Annotated in this window: 13 protein-coding genes; 6 read left to right on the plus strand and 7 right to left on the minus strand. The window is 36.7% G+C overall.

Annotated features, from left to right (window positions below; translation table 11 throughout):
• Positions 1-24: 24 nt before the first annotated feature.
• The 7 genes from CBR30_07255 to CBR30_07285 form a co-directional block, all read right to left on the minus strand.
• Complete coding sequence (locus tag CBR30_07255) at positions 25-2,337, minus strand: alpha-glucosidase (protein ID PMQ01153.1); 2,313 nt, start codon at positions 2,335-2,337, stop codon at positions 25-27.
• A gap of 45 nt (positions 2,338-2,382) precedes the next feature.
• A complete protein-coding gene (locus tag CBR30_07260) occupies positions 2,383-3,123 on the minus strand; it encodes a sugar ABC transporter permease (protein PMQ01191.1) in 741 nt (246 codons plus the stop codon).
• 105 nt (positions 3,124-3,228) lie between these two features.
• Entirely contained in the window at positions 3,229-4,104 is an 876-nt protein-coding gene (locus CBR30_07265) for a sugar ABC transporter permease (GenBank protein PMQ01154.1), read from the minus strand.
• A gap of 55 nt (positions 4,105-4,159) precedes the next feature.
• Complete coding sequence (locus CBR30_07270; GenBank protein ID PMQ01155.1) at positions 4,160-5,362, minus strand: ABC transporter substrate-binding protein; 1,203 nt, start codon at positions 5,360-5,362, stop codon at positions 4,160-4,162.
• Positions 5,363-5,411: 49 nt separating this feature from the next.
• Entirely contained in the window at positions 5,412-8,927 is a 3,516-nt protein-coding gene (locus CBR30_07275; protein PMQ01156.1) for a hypothetical protein, read from the minus strand.
• 59 nt (positions 8,928-8,986) lie between these two features.
• Positions 8,987-11,350, minus strand: coding sequence for a glycosyl transferase family 36 (locus CBR30_07280; protein ID PMQ01157.1), 2,364 nt, complete (start codon positions 11,348-11,350; stop codon positions 8,987-8,989).
• Positions 11,351-11,418: 68 nt separating this feature from the next.
• Entirely contained in the window at positions 11,419-12,435 is a 1,017-nt protein-coding gene (locus CBR30_07285; GenBank protein ID PMQ01158.1) for a LacI family transcriptional regulator, read from the minus strand.
• 219 nt (positions 12,436-12,654) lie between these two features.
• Here CBR30_07285 and CBR30_07290 point away from each other — a divergent pair, with 219 nt between their 5' ends.
• The 6 genes from CBR30_07290 (at position 12,655) to CBR30_07315 (ending at position 21,299) form a co-directional block, all read left to right on the plus strand.
• The gene (locus CBR30_07290) at positions 12,655-13,899 is read left to right on the plus strand and encodes an ABC transporter substrate-binding protein (protein ID PMQ01159.1); all 1,245 of its coding nucleotides are present in this window, start codon (positions 12,655-12,657) and stop codon (positions 13,897-13,899) included.
• Between the two features lie 58 nt (positions 13,900-13,957).
• Positions 13,958-14,830 carry an ABC transporter permease gene (locus CBR30_07295; protein PMQ01160.1) on the plus strand — a complete coding sequence of 291 codons (873 nt, stop codon included), beginning with the start codon at positions 13,958-13,960 and terminating at the stop codon, positions 14,828-14,830.
• A 23-nt stretch (positions 14,831-14,853) separates the two neighbouring features.
• Positions 14,854-15,678, plus strand: coding sequence for an ABC transporter (locus CBR30_07300; GenBank protein PMQ01192.1), 825 nt, complete (start codon positions 14,854-14,856; stop codon positions 15,676-15,678).
• A gap of 95 nt (positions 15,679-15,773) precedes the next feature.
• Positions 15,774-17,273, plus strand: coding sequence for a hypothetical protein (locus tag CBR30_07305; protein ID PMQ01161.1), 1,500 nt, complete (start codon positions 15,774-15,776; stop codon positions 17,271-17,273).
• A 54-nt stretch (positions 17,274-17,327) separates the two neighbouring features.
• Positions 17,328-18,131, plus strand: coding sequence for a pullulanase (locus tag CBR30_07310; GenBank protein PMQ01162.1), 804 nt, complete (start codon positions 17,328-17,330; stop codon positions 18,129-18,131).
• Between the two features lie 18 nt (positions 18,132-18,149).
• Positions 18,150-21,299, plus strand: coding sequence for a glycoside hydrolase family 57 (locus CBR30_07315; protein ID PMQ01163.1), 3,150 nt, complete (start codon positions 18,150-18,152; stop codon positions 21,297-21,299).
• Positions 21,300-21,311: the final 12 nt, after the last annotated feature.

Raw genomic sequence — 21,311 nt, forward strand, 5'->3', positions numbered from 1 at the left:
AGACTATCCCTAAATTTAAAGTCTCTACTCTAAGATTATTTCAATATTTCCATTATCCTCTATCTCTATAACTTTCCCCTTCAGAGGAACTATCCTAAATATTTTTCTTTCTGATTGATAACCCTTATGGATATACTCTATCTTTAAATTACCTTCCTTTTTCAAGGAGAACTTTACTAAGTTGAATTTTCCCTTTTCATAATCCCAGGTTACTCCATCATCCTCATAATATATAAATTCTCCTTCTCCTGGAAAAACCCTTAATTCTAAAACATCCTGTTTTTCTTCTCCTACATAATTTTGGCTTTTCCAGAGAGGAAGAATGGTTCCTGCCTTTACAAAAATAGGAATAAGTTCTATAGGGGATGATACAGATATATAAGCTGGTCCCTCTAATTTTTCTTCTGTCCAGAAGTTATACCATTCTCCATGAGGAAGGTAAACAAGTCTTGCTCTTGCCCCCTCCCTATATATGGGCGCCACTAAAAGATGTGCTCCAAGCATAAACTCATCATCATTATGAATTGCTTCCTTATCCTCTGGATATTCCAAGATTAGAGCCCTCAAAGGAGGAATACCCTTCTCCTTTGCTTCCCAGAAAAGAGAGTAAAGGTAAGGTATAAGTTGATACCTAAGGGTTATATATTTTCTTGCTATTTTCTCCGCCTCCTCGGAAAAAGACCATGGCTCCTGTCTTCTTGTATTAATAGCGGAATGATTTCGGAAGAAGGGATAGAAAATGCCTGCCTCAATCCATCTTATAAAAAGCTCTTCTGTGCAATCTTCCCCAAAGCCTCCTACATCAGCCCCAATAAATGGTACCCCTGATATACCAAGGTTTTGGAGCATAGGAAAGGACATATAAAGGTGCTCCCACCAACTTTTATTATCTCCTGTCCATACTGAGGAATATTTTTGCACTCCAGAAAAGCCAGCCCTTGTAATTATTAGGGGGCGTAAATTGGGTCTTGCCCTCTTCCATCCTTCAAAGCTTGCCTTTGCCATCAAAAGACCATACACATTGTGGATCTCGTCATGAGTAAATCTATCCCCTTTTCCATGGAGCACATCTTGAGGGAAGGTCTTTAAATAGTACTTTGATTCTTCTGGATCTTGGGTTTTTCCCCAAAAAGCGGAGGCATTTTCAAAGGATGCTGGCTCATTCATATCATTCCATATCCCAGAGACTCCCTTTTCAATCAAGCTTTTTTGTTTTTCTCCCCACCATACCCTTACCTCTTCTCTTACAAAATCGGGAAAGGCGCACTCTCCAGGCCAAACATGTCCAATATATACGGTTCCATCAGATCTTCTACAGAAATAATCCTTCTCCACCCCCTCTTTATAAACATCGTAATTTACATCCCTTTTTACGCCAGGATCTATTATAGTTACAATCTTAAAACCTTCCCTATTCAAATCATTAATCATCTTTTCAAAGTTTGGAAATCTTTCACAGCTCGTGGTAAATACCCTAAATCCCTCCATGTAATCTATATCAAGATAAATTACATCACAGGGAATTTTTCTTTCTCTAAAGTTTTTAGCAATCTCCCTTACCTCTTCCTCTGAGGCATAACTCCATCTGGACTGTTGATATCCCAATGCCCAAATAGGTGGAAGATAGTATCTTCCTGTAAGATAGGTATACTCCTCTATCACATCCTTAGGAGTTGGTCCATAAAAGAAGTAATAGTCTAATTCTCCATTCTCTGCATAAAAATAGTAGTATTTATTACTCTCTTTCCCCATATCAAAATAACTTCTAAAGGTGTTGTCAAAGAATATTCCATAACTTTTTTTGGGATTCCAGGCAATAAAGAATGGATGGGACTGATACAAAGGATCTGTCGTAGGATAATGATTGGGATCATCAGTATTCCAATTTATTAATCTTTTTCCCTTCTTGTTTAGACCTCCCACCCTTTCTCCAAATCCTAAAAATGCCTCTTCATTTCTCAATTCTTTATATGAAAATACCTTATTCTTAAATCTTCCATACCCTAAGTTCTCATAATCAGAGAGGATTAAATCACCCTCTTTATCAAAAATACTTATCTTTCCTTTCTCTTTATTTATGGCTACAACTAAAAATGCAGTAGAAAGAACTATTTCTCCATCCTTCTCCGTTACAGTAAAATCTTTAAGAGGAGGAAATTTTTCTATGACAAAAGAATAATTATGATTCCAATTCTTATTTTTTGAATAATGAAATCTAACAGTTCTTTCAGATAGCACATCAATCCTTAAATCTTCCTCCTCTCCGAAGACAAAAAGTGATTTATCCCTTTTTTCAAAACCTACCACTTTTCCCCATGGCTTTATCCTTGAGACCATAGCATCCTCCCTTTCCTCTTTTTTCCATTTATTATGATTGAAATATTAGAACTTTAAGCCTGTCATTGCAATACCCCTTATTACATACTTTTGAGCAACTAAAAAGACGATCAAAATAGGTAAAACAACAACAGTAGAACCCGCAAGAATTGTTCCTATATTTTCCCCATACTGACCTGCTATTATAGATACAGCCACAGGCAATGTATACATCCTCTCATCGGTAGCAATGATAAGAGGCCAAAGGAAAGAGTTCCATGCACCAATAAAGGCAAAAACGAAAGAAGTTACAAGGAAAGGAGTAGAAAGAGGCAAAATGATTCTAAAATAAATATGGAGTTCTGATGCACCATCAATCTTGGCAGACTCTATAAGATCGTTGGGAATTCCGTTTATAAATTGTCTCCAGAAAAATATGCTTCCTGCCCCTACAAGTCCAGGAATAATAATCCCTCTATAGGTATTTAACATGTTTAGAAATCTTACTATAAGATACGTTGGTATTAATGTCATTTGTCCTGGTATCATCATAGTGGCAAGAATTATTAGGAAAATAGCATCCCTTCCCTTGAATTTAAATTTAGAAAAGGCATACCCTGCCATAGAATTAAGAAGTATAGAGAGAGGTGGAGCAACAAGGGCAATTATTATGGTGTTTAATAATGGTCTCCCAAAATTCACCCCTTTAAAAAGATCTATGTAGTTTTTCAAAGTGATTTCTGAGGGGATAAATTTGGGGGGAATAGTGTATATTTCTCTTGGTGTTTTAAAGGATGTGGATATCATCCAAAAGAATGGAGTTGCAGTCACAATAGAAGCCAAAATTAGAAATCCATGTACTAATATTTGTTGAATGGGACTTACTTTTCTTTTCCTCAATTTCTTCGCCCCCTATTCTTGATATATTCTTAACTTCATCTGAATGTAGGTTAATGCGAAAATCATAAGGAATAGAATAAAAGCAACGGAGGAAGCATATCCAAATTCAAAGGCTCTAAATCCTTTTTGGTAAAGATACAAAACTATGGATAATGTGGAGTTTAATGGACCTCCTCCTGTAAGCATATAAGGTTCTTCAAAGAGTTGAAGATAACCAATTCCAAGCATTACAGATACAAAAAGAAGAACTGGTCTAAGACCGGGAAGAGTTATATGCAAAAATTGTTGCCATCTATTAGCCCCATCAATCTCCGCAGCCTCATAAAGTTCTTCAGGTATTCCTTGAAGCCCTGCAATAAAAAGAAGCATGTTAGGACCTATCGCTTTCCAAACTACAAGGGACACAACTGCAAGCATTGCCCATCTTGTATCAGAAAGCCATTCCTGTGGAGGAATGCCAAAAAGTCCTAAGAACCAGTTTAGAAGTCCATATTTTGGATTCAATATCCAGGACCAAACCACAGCAATAGCTATGGTACTTGTTACTGAAGGTAGATATATAAGAAGGCGAAAGAAGTTCTTAAAGTAAGTTTCTTCTCTATTTAGCAGAAAGGCAAAAAGCAAGGAGAAAAATATAGTAGTAGGATAAGCCAAGATGAAGGCGTAAAAGGTGTTTAAAACGGCTTTCCAAAAAAGATCATCATGAAGGACATCAATAAAGTTTTGAAACCATACGATTTGGGTTCTACTCCAATCCATAAAGGAGTAGGCATTGAAATCTGTTATGCTTAGAAAAAGGGAAGTAATTACAGGAAGAACTGTAAAAACTAGAAGAAGAAGTAAAGATGGTCCAATAAATAAAATTATCTCTTTAAAGGTATTTTTCATGTACACCTCCTCCTAAATAAAAAAAGCCCAGTGGATAACCACTGGGCTTTAATACCTACTTCTTCAAAACTTTTCTTAGGTCTTCATATAAAAGTTCTACAGCCTCTTTTACATCTCTTTTTCCAAGACATGCTTCCTCTACTCTTCTTCCTAAGGCTGATTCAATTTTATCCCACTCTGGCACGATTGGTGTTGATTTTGCATCCTTTAACTGTTCTCCAAACACTCTTGTAAAGGGATCATTGGCAAGCTCAGGACTATTCCAAGTTTCTTTTACTGCAGGAAGATTCCTTAAAACCCTATACCACTCCAACTGATTTTCAGGTTTTGACATAAACTCTATAAATTTCCATGCAGAATCCTTCTCTTTTGATGTGGTAAATATTACCCAGTTTGATCCTCCTACAAAGGATGTTCTCGTCTTTTTCTTTGGCATTACAGCAACTGCCCATTTTCCTGTAATCTTAGGAACCTGCTCCTTTATCATGGAGACCATCCAAGGTCCAGAAAAGAACATGGGAAGAAGCCCGGATTCAAAATCTACGAATACATTGGCTCCACCTTTTGCCACAAGATTTTCTCTATAAAATCTTGCATAGAAATCAAGAGCTTCAACAAACTCAGGGTTCTTTACAAGAATGTTTTTATTCTTATCTATAACATCCCCACCATTCTGCCAAACAAAAGGCATAAAGTTGGCAGCTTCTGTAGGACTTAAGCCCAAGCCACAATTTCCAAGACCATACTTTTGGGCAAGCTTCTTAATTGCGTCATAAAGCTCATCCCATGTATCTGGAGCCTTTTCGTATCCTACCTCCTTAAGCATATCCGTTCTATAGTATAAAACTCTCACATCTACATACCATGGTACTCCATAAACCTTTCCGCCATAAACAACTGTTTCCCAAGAGCCTGAAAAGAATTTATCAGGTTTTACTACATTAGATTTTGATATATATTTACCAAGGTCCTCAAAAGCTCCCATAGCAGCAAAAGGTGCCATCCAAGTGGTTCCCATCATAGCCATATCTGGGAGCTGTCTACCTGCAATACCTGTTAAAATCTTACTGAAAGCTGCAGTCCAAGGAAGTGCTTGAACCTCTACCTTTATTCCTGTCTCTTTTGTAAATTTATCCGTCATTACACTTAGATTCTTCGCCTCTTCTCCCATTGCCCAAATTCTTATGGTTTTAGTTTGGGAAAAGGAAAGAGAAGAAAGAAGCATTAGAACCAGAAGAATTATAGCTATTTTCCTCATCTTTTTACACCTCCCTAATTTTGGGGCAGGATTAACCTGCCCCTATTTTTTATTTCAATTCCAATGTGCCCCAAAGTTCTGGATGAGCCCATATATCTCCAAGAGGTATCCAAGAAAGCATGTTCTCTCTTACATAGGCTCCAATAGCTGCATCTTTCTTATTGGAGTTATGAATGGTATAGCAGAAGCCAAGCTTCAAACCTTCCTGAGGTGTTACACCTAAGTATTCAAAGGGTATTGCAACTTCTATGTCATAACCATAATCTGTCCTCTTGGAAGCTACTTTAACTTCTGGTGCTACATCCTTAATATTTCCAGGTTTTGCATCCTCATGTCTTACCGCTTGAACATTGCCTGCAGTATCAAAAGGTAGAACTGCAAGTTTGAAGACTCCTGCATTAGAGCCTGCTATTTGAGGATTGAGATAAAACTCTATAGAGTCTGTTCTGTAGAAGGCTCCAATGTCATTAGGTGCAATATTAATAACTACATACTCGTCATATACCTTGGCAAATAGATACAGATATTTATCATCCCACATAGCATAGAACTTGCTATGGAGTATCTGAGATTTCTTATCTACTTTAGTAAATCCTGGGACATTCATATCTTCGGTTACTTCATTCTCTTGTGCCTTGTTCCATGTCTCCTCAAATAGACCATCAATAACAGGAGGAGTATCAGTTTTTATCGCTACTGCAACCTTTTGTAATGCCTCTAAAGCTTTCTTCTCATACTGTTGTTTATACCATGGAGTAACAGCATAATCCGCCCTCTTATAAGTAAATCCTATTTTTCTCATAGCCTTTTGTACATACTTGTTCTTCATAAAGTACTTCCAAACCATTCCTGTTCTGTAATTTTCTATCATTAGAATGATTGTTCCTTGATCAATTCCTACATATTCCTTAGAGAACCAATTTTCATCTACATTAAAGCCACTTACAAATCCGTATTTGCCCCAGATTAGTGGACCATACTTACTTAGCATCCCTCTTATTGCCTTCATAGCAAGATCTGGTACAAAGGGGAGAGAGCCTATTGATGCGTATGGTGCTATCGTGCCGTCATGGTTTCCTTCAGAAGCTCCATAGGCTCTGTATCCTCCAGGTCCATCACAGGCGGAAAGTCCCCATATATCCTCATCGTAGGTTTTGTATTCACCTTTTCTCAAGAAGGTAAACATCCAGTTGTATCTTGCTGCAGCTGCTGCATTATTGAAATAGTTTGCATATTTATCCTCTTTATTCCTAAAGTCTATCCAAATATTAGGATATTGGTATACGAAAAGTACCTCGTTAGGATAGGAAATATAAGTATCATTTATAGGTCTTGTAATCTCATCCCAAGAGGATGCAGGGATTGGATATGTAGGAGATCCTATAGCAAGAATGTAGGCAAGAAGACCCTCATCAAAGGTATCTCCCCATCTTCCTCCGAGGAATCCACCTTCTGGCTTCCAACCCATAGAAAGTTTCTTTCCACCAGCAAGCATCCATTGCCAATTGACTTCTCTATAAATCTTATCCGCAAGTTTTTCTATTTCTGTCCCTTTGAAGTACTCTCCTACAAATATTACTCCTGCAAGAAGAAGGGCTGTGTCTATAGAGGAAAGCTCACAGTTCCAAACTCTCTTCCCTGTTTTCATATCTACAAAGTGATAGAAGAAACCATTATATCCTTCCACTTTTCCTTCTGCGAAGCTCTTTAAAGTAGTTAAAACCCTATTGTATCCCTCTGTCTTTGTGATCCAACCTCTTTCAATAGCAATAGGGATAGCTGTTAGTCCAAAACCTACAGCTGCAATACTTGAAGGAGAATCTGCAGTGCTCCTATCTTTGATAAGCCCGTTTTCTGGATTTGCTTCCTCCCAGAAGTATCTAAAGGTCTTTTTCTGTATTTCGTCTAAGAGGGCATTATCACTTAGATCAAGTAGTCTTGCTACCTCTGCCTTTATAGCTGGATCTGCCTTCTGAAGTAGATCCTCGAGAGTAAGCTTCTTTTTCTCAAGCTTCATGTAAAGTCCATCAATATAGAAGGGCTCTGTAAGAGGTATTTTGTTCCTGTTTTCATCATAAGCTGCAAAGGCAAGATAAACCATGTATTTTCCGCCTGGTTCTGGTCTTGTCATCTCTCCTGCAAGCTCAAAGGTTATAGCATTCCATCCATCAGTAGGCTTTGTTTGAGAGAATACTCCTCCTACCCATCTCCATTCTTTGGTTACATCCGCCATTCCAAGGAAGAACATCTCTGGCTTATGCTTCATATCTGGAGGAATATATACATTCATAATAATCTTGTTGCCTTTATTCCATGTCTCAATCTTATCCTGTGGTATAGGCATTGCCACTTTTGTTTCAACACTATTCCCACTTGGAATTACCTTCATAGAAGCTTTACCTTCAATTACATATTCAGTGTTTAATTCAAAGGTGGCGCCTGTGTTGTCATTACCAAAGGTCTTTATCTCATCCTCTGTATCCATGCTCCAAATATAGGCGTATTCTCCAACAAAGTTTACATAAAGCCCATCAATATAGAAGGGTTCTGTAAGAGGTATTTTATTCCTATTCTGATCAAAGCCTGCAAAGGCAAGATAAACCTTGTATTTTTCATTTTCCTTAAGAGATTTCATGTTAGGTGTTAGTACAAATTCTATATCATTCCATCCATCAGTAGGCTTTGTTTGGGAAAATACTCCATCCACCCATTGCCAATCCGATGTTACATCCGCCATTCCCATAAAGAACATCTCTGGTTTTGTTTTCATCTCTGGTGGAATATAAACCTTCATAACTACTTTATCCGCCTGATTCCATGCATCAATCATATTTTTGGGAATAGGAAGAGCCACTTTTGTTTCTAAACTCTTTCCATTAGGGATTACCTTCATTGAATTAGTACCATTTGCCACATAGATATCACTTAGCTCAAAAACTGCACCAGTGTTGTCATTATCAAAGGTCTTAATTTCTGCTAAGGAATCCATGCTCCATATGTAGGTCTCCTGAGGTTCATCAGGATTTTCAATAATTATCCTATCTACATAGAAGGGATCTTTTATTGGAACTTTCTTTCCATCCTTTTCGTAAATGAAGGCGAAGTATAGCATATATTTTCCATCGGTTTTAACCTCTCTCATCTTAGGAGAGAGCTTAAACTCGACCACATTCCATCCATCTTTTGATTTAGTATCTGAGAATACTCCATCTACCCATTGCCAGTCCGATGTTACATCCGCCATTCCAAGGAAATATTTTGTTGGTCTTGTTTCTGCATCCTTCTTAATGTAGACAGAGATCTTTAGAGATTCCTTTTCTGCCCACTTTGATAAAATATCTCCTGAAATTTGAAATGCCATCTTTGTCTCGTCCGCTGTTCCTGATGGAATAACCTTTATAGAGTATTTTCCACTTGCCACATATTCTGTAGATAATTCAAATTTTGCTCCTGTGTTATCGTTGCTTATTCCCTCTAATTTCTCCATAGGATTCACTACTTCATAGGAAAAAGCCAAAGTTAACAGGAGAAAGAGAGAAATTAAGATACCTAAAAGCTTCCTCATACTAAAACCTCCTTTAAAAATTTTTAGGAGAGAAAAAGTTTTTTATCTTATCACCCCCTTCAAATATACACTTCTACCTTTACCACATCTTTAGGACCTTGATAGTTAACAATATCGCCCTCTATCCTCTCACCTTCTAAAAATATCTCGAATTTTCCCAATCTTTTAATGCTAATCTCATAAACCTTTCCTCTAAATAATCTTTTTACTTTTACCTCATTCCAATCCTCTGGAAGATTAGGGTCTATCTTTAATCCTTCCCAAGTAGGTATAATTCCTAAGATTCCCTCCATTGCTGAGATAAAGTACCAGCATGCAGAGCCCGTATACCAGCTCCAACCCCCTCTCCCAAAGTATTTGGAATCAGGACCATCCACATTACCACAAGTTACATAAGGCTCCGCCTTATAAAGGTCTGGCTCCAATCCCCTATAAATAGGCATAAAACTTTTATAAATCTTATAAGCATCTCTATCCTTCATCTTGCAGGAAGCCAAAACTGCCCAACATCCAGCATGAGTATATAAACCGCCATTCTCCCTAACCCCAGGAGCATACCTTGTGAGATAACCAATCTCAGGATCCGGAGAAGTATATGCAGGATAGAAAAGTAAAGGACCAAACTCCCTAAAAAGGTAATTTTTAGCAGAATTATAGGCTTTCTTCTTTCTTTCCTCTGGAGCTGTATCATTAAGAATTGCCCAGGTTTGAGCATTTAAAAATATTTTCCCCTCCTTGCAAGCTTTACTTCCAATAGGCTCTCCACTATCTTTGAAGGCTCTTATATACCATTCCCCATCCCATCCATAACTATTTATCGCCTCTTTAAGCTCTTCCGCTCTTTTCAAATAGTAATTAACCCTCTCATAATCCTTATGCTTTTCAGAAACCTTTGCAAAATCTATTAATATTCCATATAGGAAGTGGGCAAGCCATATACTCTCACCTTTACCACCTGTTCCTACCGCATTCATCCCGTCATTCCAATCCCCATCCCCTATAAGAGGAAGCCCCCTATTACTAAATTTCTTTAGGCTCAAATCTATAGCTTTACAGCAGTGTTCATATAAAGTTCCACTTCTACCATCCAAATAGGGAATCATCTCGTGAAGAATAGACCAATCATCCGTATTTTTTAGATATCTAATAACTAAGAAGGGAAGCCACAATCTGTTATCAGAAATCTCGTTTCTATGTCCTATTTCAGAGATAGGATGCCACCAGTGATACACATATCCGTCAGAAAACTGATGTCTCGCATGAAGCTTTATCTGATCTTTGGTTCTTTCCGGATTAAGATATAAAAATATTTGACTATCCTGAAGCTGATCTCTAAATCCGTAAGCTCCTCCCAACTGATAATAGGCAGTTCTTGCCCAAAGTCTCCCTGATATTGCTTGATATTTTAGCCAGTAATTATTCATGATGTTGAAGGCAGGATCTGGAGTTTCCACCATTGTTTTTGAAAGAAGATCTTCCCACATCTTTTTAACATCAATTAAGGCTTTTTCCACCTTATCTTCAGTATTGTATCTTTCAACTATCCTCTCAATAGACTCATCGGAGTTGTTTTTAATAGCTCCCAATGCAAAAACAATAGTTTTTTCCTCTAAGGGATTAAGGGTAAGATCAATTCTCAAAGAAGCAATATCGTCCTCCCACTTTCCAAAGGTATTTGTTAATCTTCCTTCAATAAGAGCCTTAGGAGACTTTAAATCTCCAAACATTCCAATAAATTCCTCTTTAGAACCTTCCGCCTCAATGGCAGGAATATTTGCCCAATGAAAGGCAGTGTACTCCCAATCTCTATTCCAATGTTGTCCCTTCTCATTAGGAATCTCCCATAACCTTTTTTTAGAAAATATGTAATTCCCCTCTTTATTAAAATAAGTTTCTATAAAGGTTTTATGAAACTCTCTATGCCAATCAGGAGAAGCACCAAGATTCCATTCCAAATAGGTAAAGAGTGAAAGATGCTTAGTTTTTGAAGATTCATTCTTTATCCTTAGAAGCCAAATTTCAACGGGATCATTTATGGGTACAAATATGGTAAACTCAGACCTTATTCCATAATATTTTGTATTAAATATGGAATAGCCAATACCATGAATAAGTTCAAAATCCTCGTAATCCTTACAGACTGGTTTCCATGGTATAGACCAAAATTCTTTAGTTTCATTATCTCTTATATAAATATACTTTCCCCAATCATCCTTTATAAGGTCTTGATTCCAACGAGTTATTCTATTTAGGGAAGCATGGGTTCTAAAACTATAAGAGGAACCAGTATTTGAGATCACAAGACCATAATCACCATTAGATATAACATTAACCCATGGTCTTGGAGTTTTTGGTGTTTTTATAACATACTCTTTTCCATTATCTTTAAAATAACCATATTTTGTCTCAAATAATCTTTCCATTTTTCTCTCCTTTCTTAACCGGTTAATTTTAAATCAAAAACCAAAAAATAATGCAAGGAAAGAAAAATTTAAATTCTACTACATGACCTGCGCTCAATAAGTTGCGTCTTCAAGAAGTATTTCTTTTGCTCTAAAACTTCACCTGAAAGTAGTCTTATAAGAATCTTTGCAGATACTTCCCCTAATTGATAGATAGGCTGCATTATTGTAGTAAGGGGAGGATTACTTAATACGCTTGCCTCAATATTATCAAAGCCTATAACAGAAACATCCTCTGGAACCCTTAATCCTTCTTCCTTTAATGCCTTAATAGCGCCCAATGCCATATGGTCATTGGCAGAAAAAATAGCAGTAAATTTTTCGCCAGTGCTAAGAAGGGATTTTACCGCTTTATATCCTCCCTCTCTTGTAAAATCACCCCTTAAAACAAGCTTCTCATTAAAAGGAATATTATATTTTTCCAATGCCTTAAGATATCCTCTAAATCTAAACTCGCTATCCCATGCCTCCTTAGAACCATGAATAAACGCAATTTCCCTATGTCCCAAGGATATAAGATATTCTGTTGCCTTAAAACCACCATCCTCATTATCTACAACAACAGAATAAATATTTTCACCATCATAGGGATAATCAATAAAAACGAAGGGTATTTTTGAATCTATAATTTTATTTATAAAGCCTTCATCGATGTGGTAAGCCATAACAATTACTCCATCTACAATACCCATATTTAGAAAATCAAAAACTTGATGTTCTTTTTCTGGATTAGCATGAGTACTATAAAGGTTCAAAAAGTATCCATGTCTACTTAAGGTTTTTTCAACCCCTTTTATTATTTTTGCATAAAAGACATCACTTATATCCGGTATTACAAGGGCTATAAAATTAGTTTTCTTTCCAGCAAGGGCTTGTGCCAGCTTATTAGGTTTATACCCATATTCTTCTATAATACGAAGAATTTTTTCTCTGACCTCTTCACTAACCCCTGGTTTGTTATTCAATACATAGGATACAGCCCCTTTAGAGACCCCCGCCAGTTTAGCAATATCATTAATTGTAAGCTTATTCTTCTCTCTCTTCATATTACTTAACCGTTTAAGTTACTCTGGGGAAATTTTATATTAAAAAATTTTTAATGTCAATACCCCTTTCCCCCTGACGAAAATTTTTAAAAGTGATCCATATTAAATTGTGTTAATTAACATGTGTTAGTAAAGGAGGTTGGGAAAGAAAAAATAAAAAGTAAACATATTTCTCCAGGTTTCCTTCCTCTATTTTAATTAATTTGAGGAGGTGCTTTTATGAAAAAGTTTGGTTTGATTCTTTTGTTACTTTTAGTTTCCGTTTTTGTAATGACTCAAATCAATGCCGCTTCTCCAATTAAAGTAGTAATATGGGAACAAGACGATCCAACAGGCGATGAACTCATGGACAAATGGGCACAAGAAATAAATAAACTCTATCCTGATATTGTAGTTGAGAGAGTACATTATAGCACCGAAGATCTAAGAAGCAATTTCCAAACTGCCGCTTTAGCTGGAAAAGGACCTCATTTAGTTTATGGACCTTATGATAACATTGGGCCTTTTGTTACAATGGGAATTATTCAGCCCTTGGATAATTTCGTTCCAAAGGACTTCTTAGCAAAATTTGATCCCACTGCCTTAAAAGGAAATATGTATCAAGGAAAACTTTGGGCACTTCCTGATAGAATTGGAAATCACCTCTGCCTCCTTTACAACAAGAAATTAGTAAAAGTTGTTCCAAGAGATATGGATACCTTTATTAAATTAGCTAAATCCTTAACTAAGGACATCAACAAGGATGGTAAGATAGATCAGTGGGGATTAGTATACAATCTAAATGAACCCTATTGGCTTCCACCATTCTTAGGAGGATTTGGTGGATGGGTAATGGATGATAACGCAAACCCCACTTTAAATACAGATGCAATGGTAAAAGCATTGCAACTTGTACAAGACTTTAAATTTAAGCATAAAATTGTACCCCCAGATTGCGATTACAACTTAGCAGACACATTATTCAAAGAAGGGAAAGCAGCATTCTTGATAAATGGTCCTTGGTCCTTTGCAGGATATGTGGAAGCAAAAGTAGATTTTGGCGTAACTCGTATTCCTAAGATTAACGAGACAGGTTTATGGCCTACTCCAATGAGTGGTATGAAAGGATACAGTGTTTCTAAAATAGTAACCGATCCAAAAGAAAAAGATGCTGTTCTTAAGGTTTTAATGTACTTTACCGATGAGAAGGCTCAGAAAGAGATGCTTAGAAAAGTTAAATGGCTACCTACCAATAAGAACGCCTTAAAAGACCCATTTATAAATGAAGATCCAATACTTAAAGGTTCTGCATATCAGTTAGAAGTTGCAAAACCTATGCCCATTGTTCCTGAAATGAGAGCTATTTGGGATGCTATTAGAGGTCCTCAAGAATTAGTTATGGCAGGAAAGATGACTCCAAAAGATGCTGCAGAAGCAATGCAAAAGGATGCTGAGAAGAGAATTAAAGAAATGCTAGGAAAGTAATGATTTTAAAGGGAGGGAGGATAGCTCCCTCCTTCTTTTAAGAGGAGGATAATTAGAGATGCAAAGAAAAAAAATTATACCATATCTTCTCATTGCTCCAGCCATGCTAATAATGATAGCAGTAACTTTTTATCCTTTGGTTTACAGTTTTTATATTGCAATGACCAATATGAGTATGTACAGTTTCTTTAATCCCAAATTTATTGGCTTAGAAAACTTCAAAAAGATATTTTCCGACATAGAATTTTATATTTTATTTTTTAGAACTGTAATTTGGACTGTTGTAAACGTCTTTTTCCATGTGGTTATTGGAGTTATGTTAGCCTTATTGCTAAACAAAAGACTTCCTGGGAGCGGATTATTTAGAATTCTCTTGATCCTTCCATGGGCAACTCCCCAATATATAGTGGCACTAACCTGGAGAAATATGTTTAATTTTAGATATGGAGCCATCAATTTATTATTAGAAAAGATAGGTCTGCAGCCTATTCCTTGGCTTTCAGATCCATTTTGGGCTTTTGTTGCCGTAATAATAACTAATATTTGGCTTGGATTTCCATTTATGACAGTTGTAACCCTTGGAGGGCTTCAAGCTATACCTCCTCAACTTTATGAGGCTGCAGATGTGGACGGTGCAAATCCAAGGCAAAAATTATTTAAGATAACTTTACCATTATTAAAGCCTGTTTTAATACCCGCTATCACATTAGGTGTGATTTGGACCTTTAACATGTTAAACGTTATTTTCCTAATAACTCGTGGAGGACCTGGAGAGAAAACCCATATATTGGTAACTAAGATGTATACTTCTGCTTTTGATTTTTATAGATACGGATATGCATCCGCACTATCAGTCGTAGTATTTATAATTCTCCTTATATTCTCCGCTTTCTTTATAAAACTAAGTCAAAGTAGGGAGGTAGCAAGATGAATAGCAGTATAAAAAGAAGAAAAATCATATCTAACATCTTTGCTTATTTAATTCTCATTCTATTCTCTCTTATTTCCCTATATCCTATTTTAAATGTACTTTCAGTCTCACTAAGACCTTACAATAGAGTATTTGTAACCTCCCTAAGGATCATTCCTGAGGACGCATCCCTTGAAAACTATTATGTTCTTTTTACCAAAAGACCTTTCTTAAGATGGATGCTAAACAGTATCATCGTATCTGTTTCTGTAAGTATAATAGGAGTTGCAGTTGCATCCTTAGCTGCCTATGGATTTTCCCGTTTCAAGTTTATTGGAAGACAAATTAGCCTACTTTCCTTTTTGGTAACCCAAATGTTTCCTCCTGCCATGTTTCTAATTCCTATATATCTCTTATTAAATAAGTTTAACCTTTTGGACAGTTTTAGAGGCTTAATAATTCCATACATTCCTTTAGTTCTACCTATGGCAGTTTGGATTTTAAAAGGATATTATGATTCTATCCCTATAGATTTAGAAGAGGCAGCACGCATTGATGGAGCAACCTTATTAGGAGCCTTTTATAGAATAGTCCTTCCTTTAGCATCTCCAGCTTTGGTAATTACCTTTCTCTTTTCTTTTATGAGTGCATGGTCTGAGTATATTATTGCAAGAGTGGTTTTAAGTAAAGTAGAACTTTTTACCCTACCTTTAGGACTTGCGAACCTAATAATTAATGAATTTCAGACAGATTGGGGAACATACTCTGCAGGAGCCTTAATTGTAACTATCCCAGTTCTAATAATATTCTTAAGTATTTCCAAATATATTGTAGGAGGTCTTACCTTAGGTGGAGTTACAGGAGAATAAAAAGGAGGTGAGATCCTTAAAAAACCTGTTAAAATTTTTAATTTTTATTCCTTTTTTAAATTTTCTTACAAAATTTTCAATGAGGAGGTAAAAAGATGCGTAAGTTATTAGTTCTTTTAGGTATTTTTATCTTTGTTCTCTTCTCTCTTTCTTATGCACAAGAAGTAACTTTATACGGTTATAGTGAGATAGGAGTAAAAAGCGAATTTTTAAAGGACGCTAATGGGAATTACACAAACACTTTAGGACCTGTAACCTTACAATATTGGAATACATACTTCAAAATAAAGGCAGAGCCATCAAGCTGGCTTGAAAGCTACTTTGAGTTAAAAATGTATCCAAGTTATTTGAATAATTATTCTTTCACATATACTTGGAAAGATGATTCGGGTAACACCCATACAGATACATTTTCAGTAAATGTATTTTATCCTGGGATTGAGATTCAAAAAGCACACCTTACTGCAAAAAGCTCCCTCTTAAATGTAAGAGTCTATTACAAAGAGGATGCAACTCCCTTTGATGATCCATTACAGTTAAATAAGCCTGGAGATCTTCCTGGTTCCTCTTGGATTTGGGGTAATGGTATTGAGCTTTCTGGAAAGGTATTTGATACAAACTTCTTAGCAGGAATCAACTCATCTGATCAGATCTCCTATCTAAGATTAAAGAGAGCTTTACAGCCTCTTACCGTTGGATTTACCGCAATGGGAACAAATTGGGGAGAGGCAAATAAGGGTAAGAGCCTCTTTGCAGTAGATGCTACTGGAAAAGTAGGACCAGTAGATCTAAAAGCAGAGGGAATTTATGGTAAATGTGTATGGGGACCAAATCCAGAAGATTCTGAAGGTGGAATGGTTCTTTATGCAGATCTTTCCTCTCAGGTAACACCAATGGTTAAGGTCTATGGTACTGCAAAGAAGGTAGATCTTGGATATATGCATCAATTCAACTGGTTCAAAACAGATCAAACCCAATTAATCCCTGGAACAAGTGGTTCTGCAGGTACATACCTTAAAGTAGGAGCAGTAGTAACACCTCTTTCCAATCTTTCTGTAGAACCTATTGTAGAGCTAATTAATAGAGAGGATACAACAGAAAAAACAACTAAACTTACAGGAATTGTAACTTTCAATCCAACAAAACAAGTATCCCTGAAAGGAACCTTAGTAAACTCAAAAGTAAATGATAATGAACCTTCCACAAATATAACAGGAGAAGTAACAGTAACACCAGCTTCTAACGTAACATTATATGGAAAGGTATATTATCCATTTGGTGGAAAACCATCCTTATATGGAAATGCAACAGTTACTCCTCTTACCAATTTAACATTATATGGAGCAGTATCCGCTGATCTAAGCGGAAGCACCACTTGGGTATTTCTAAAGCCAAGCTATAAATTAGCAAAAGATGTAACACTAACAGGAATATATCAATTGAAGAAGATTGGAGATACCGAAACTCACACCACCTACTATGCAGATCTAACCTTCAACAATGCCACTATTTACTTTGGATCTGCACCATCTGAAGAAGGTGCAACCCAAGACTTCGTAAAACAGATTGGAGCAAGAATTTCCTTTGATTTCTAATAGAATAATCGGGGAGGGCTCTCCCTCCCCGAAATTTCAAAGGAGGTTATTAGGATGAAAAAGATTTTGATTTTTGTATTTCTCCTTCTTCTTTCCACATTTATTTTTGCAGAGCCTGTTAAGTATCCATTAGTTTTCAATGATCCTACAAATGATGATAAAGGACCTGGAACATACACTTACCCTACAGATGCAGTTTTTAAGCCAGGATGTTTTGATCTAACCAAGGTAGTTATAGATGCAGACAATGATAATGTATACTTTAAAATCTCCTTTAGAGCACCAATAGAGAATCCATGGGGAAGTGCTTTAGGACTCTCTGTACAAACAATCCACATCTATATTGATAAAGATCATAAAGAAAACTCTGGATTTAGGGATTTTATTCCAGGAGTTAGGGCTCAAACAACTCCTGAAAGTGCATGGGATGTAGCTATATTAGTAGAAGGATGGCAAACAGAGCTTAAAAGTGCTGTAAAATCAGCAGCTCCTGAAATGTATAAGGCATGTATTTTCCCAACAAAAGGAGTATCCGTAGAAGGAAATACCATAGTAATTCCTGTTCCCAAAAAGAGCTTAGGAGGAGATTTTGAGAAAGGATGGGGCTTCCAAGTATTCATCTTAGGGCAAGAAGGCTTCCCTACTCAAGATCCTGTCTCCTGCAGAATCAGAGAAGTAGTATCTACATCCCAGCAATGGAGATTTGGTGGTGGAGATGATTACTATGGAGATCCCAATATTATTGATCTATTAGATTATGAAGGAATAAATCAATTTGAGGTTCTAAGCAAGTATAAGAGTGATGCAAAATTTGAAAAGAATGTTTATGCACAGGTACCATTCGTATACGTCAAGTAAAAAGGAAGGTGAAGGAGCATGAGGGGTAGAAAATTACCCTACCTTATCACAATAGTTCTTCTTATTCTTTTGACCTTTGGATTCTCACAGGAGATGCTTCCTGTGGGAGAGCCTCCTGTTAAGCCATATATATCCTCTACACAAAAAGTAGAAAAACCTCTGTATCTTGCTATCTTCTGGCATCAGCATCAGCCCTTCTATTATGACTCTTCCAAAAATATGATGCTTCTTCCATGGGTTAGGATGCATGCCATAAAAGACTACTATGATATGGCAAGCATCCTTCAAAATTATCCCCAAGTAAAGGCAAACTTCAACTTAGTTCCATCACTTCTTTATCAATTGGAGCTTTATTTAAAGCATGGAGTAAAAGATAAGTATTTAGTATTAACAGAGAAATCTGCAGATGAGCTTACTGATGAAGATAAAGATTTTATTCTAAGAAGATTTTTTGATACTAATTGGGATAGGATAATAAAGAGATTTCCAAGATACTGGGAGCTTCTCCAAAAAAGAGGAGCATCTGCCACCGACGACGTAATTTTAAAGGCTATAAAAAGCTTCACTGTACAAGACTTTAGAGATCTACAAGTTTGGTTTAACTTAGCCTGGTTTGATCCTGATTTTCAAGAGAACGATCCAGACTTAGCAAGATTAATTGAAAAGGGGAAAGACTTTACCGAAGAAGATAAAAAGATCGTAATAGCTAAACAATACTACATAATGTCACAAATAGTGAGTATCCATGAAAAATTACAGAGGAAAAAACAGATAGAAGTTACCACAACTCCTTTCTTCCATCCCATTCTACCTCTACTTGTAGATTCAAAGTCCGCCCGAATTGCTATAGAGGACATTCCTCTTCCCAAAGCTACTATAAGTTATCCTGAGGATGCACTCGCTCAATTAAAGATGGCAGTAAACTATTATAGGGCGAATTTTAAACAAGATCCTAAGGGACTCTGGCCTTCAGAAGGTTCTGTAAGTAAAGATATTATCCCTTATGTGGCTCAGGCTGGAATAAAGTGGATGGCAAGCGATGAGGAAGTTTTATCAAAATCCTTAGGAGTTCCCATAGTAAGAGACTCTAAAGGAAATGTACTAAATCCTGAAGTACTATATCAACCTTACTATGTAGAAAAAGATGGTAAGAAAGTAGCAATGGTATTTAGGGACAAAAATCTATCAGATAAAGTAGGATTTGTTTACAGTGGAATGAAAGGGGAAAATGCTGCAAAAGATTTCATGGGTTATTTGGAAAGGATCTATGAGAAAGTGAAAGATAAGGATGAGCCATATCTTGTAACAGTAATATTAGATAGAGAAAACTGCTGGGAATGGTATGAAAAGGATGGAAAAGAATTTCTACATACACTATATAAACTCCTAAGCGATAGTCCCTATATTGAGACAGTCCGTTTAAGTGACTACTTAGAAAAATATCCACCTAAAAAAACTATAGAGAATTTACATGCAGGATCATGGGTAGATGGAACCTTCTCCACATGGATAGGAGAGGATGAAGAAAATAGGGCATGGGATCTATTAGATACTGCACGCAAGGAATTAGTTTATGCCACTTTAAAGGCTCGCCAGGCAGTTTCTCCCGTCCTAAATCCTGATAAATTAATGAATAATTTCCATAAGGCATGGTTTGAATTATACGCAGCAGAGGGAAGCGATTGGTTCTGGTGGTATGGAGATGATCAGGATTCAGGAAACGATCTTGGATTTGATCAACTTTTCAGACAACACTTAACAAATGTATATAACTTAATAGGGAAAGAGCCACCTCCCGCCTTATCCTTACCCATCGTAAAGATTGGAGAAGAAAAACCGGTCCAAGCTCTACAGGCAAAATTCACTCCCAAGATTGATGGAAAAGTAGATCCTGAGGATGAATGGAAGAACTCTGCAATTTACGAGGCTAAGAAGGGAGTAGGGCTTTTTGCTCAACCTGCAGAATACATTGAAAAACTATACATGGGAATGGATAACGACTCTCTCTATTTCTTAGTTGAATCTAAAAAAGATCTAAAAGAATTCTTAGGAAAACCCTACTATCTCGCCATATACTTCTCCCATCCTACATGGGACATGATAAATGTTTATCCCAGAAACTCTAATGAATCCTTAGGCTATCCTATCTCCTACGAGGTAATATTAGATCTTTCTAAAGTATCAGAGTTTGGAGTGGTAGATGCAGTTGTAAATCAAGCCCAAGGAAATAACAAATGGAAAGAAGTTGATAAAGTCAAAGCAGGAATCTCCTCAAAATATATAGAAATAGGAGTACCATTTAAAGTTCTTGGATTAAAAGGAAGAGAAAGGGTATCCCTCAATGTAGTATTTGGGAAAGAAAAGCCTGAGGATGTAGTCCCTTATTATATACCTATATCTGTCACCGTACCTGAAGCAAAATTAGAAGTAGTTTACTTTAGCATCGATGATCCTGTGGGAGACGATTATGGATGGGGCGGAATAGTTTATCCTACAGCACCTGTATTTAAGCCAGGAGTATTTGATATAACCCATGTAGAAATGGGAAAGAGCAAGGATCAGATAGTATTCAAAGTAAAGATTAGAGGAGATCTTGAAAACTCTTGGGGCTCTCCAACAGGATTATCTGTCCAAACTATTGATATTTACATTAATGATGGGAAAGGAGGACCCCTCTACTATAAAGCACTACCAGGAAGAAATGCGGATATACCTGAAGGATGGAACAAAGCTATATGGGCAGAGGGATGGTATCCTTCCTTTGTAGAACCCGTTATAGATGAAAAAGGAAAGTTAACTCTAAAGGATACAAAAGGAATAGTACAGGTAACGACCGAGCCCACAGAAAAAACAATAATTATATCCGTACCAGAAAAGGTTTTGGGTACTCCTAATCCAGATTGGAAAATCCTCATAATCCTCTGTGGACAAGAAGGATATCCAAGACCTGGAAGCTGGAGAGTAAGAGAAGTTGAGGAAATGGCTTCCCAGTGGAGATTTGGTGGCGGAGATGACTACTACGGAGATCCCAACATCATTGATATGATTGTTCCACCAGGACAAAGGCAAGAAGATATTCTTTCTGGTTGGGTAAGTAGTGAGAATGAAGAAGAAAACGTATATGTGAAACTCCCCTTAATCCCCCTTAGGGACCTGCTAAACCAATAAAGAGGAGAGGGG

It is taken from the genome of Dictyoglomus sp. NZ13-RE01, from assembly GCA_002878375.1.
Classification (GTDB): Bacteria; Dictyoglomota; Dictyoglomia; order Dictyoglomales; family Dictyoglomaceae; genus NZ13-RE01.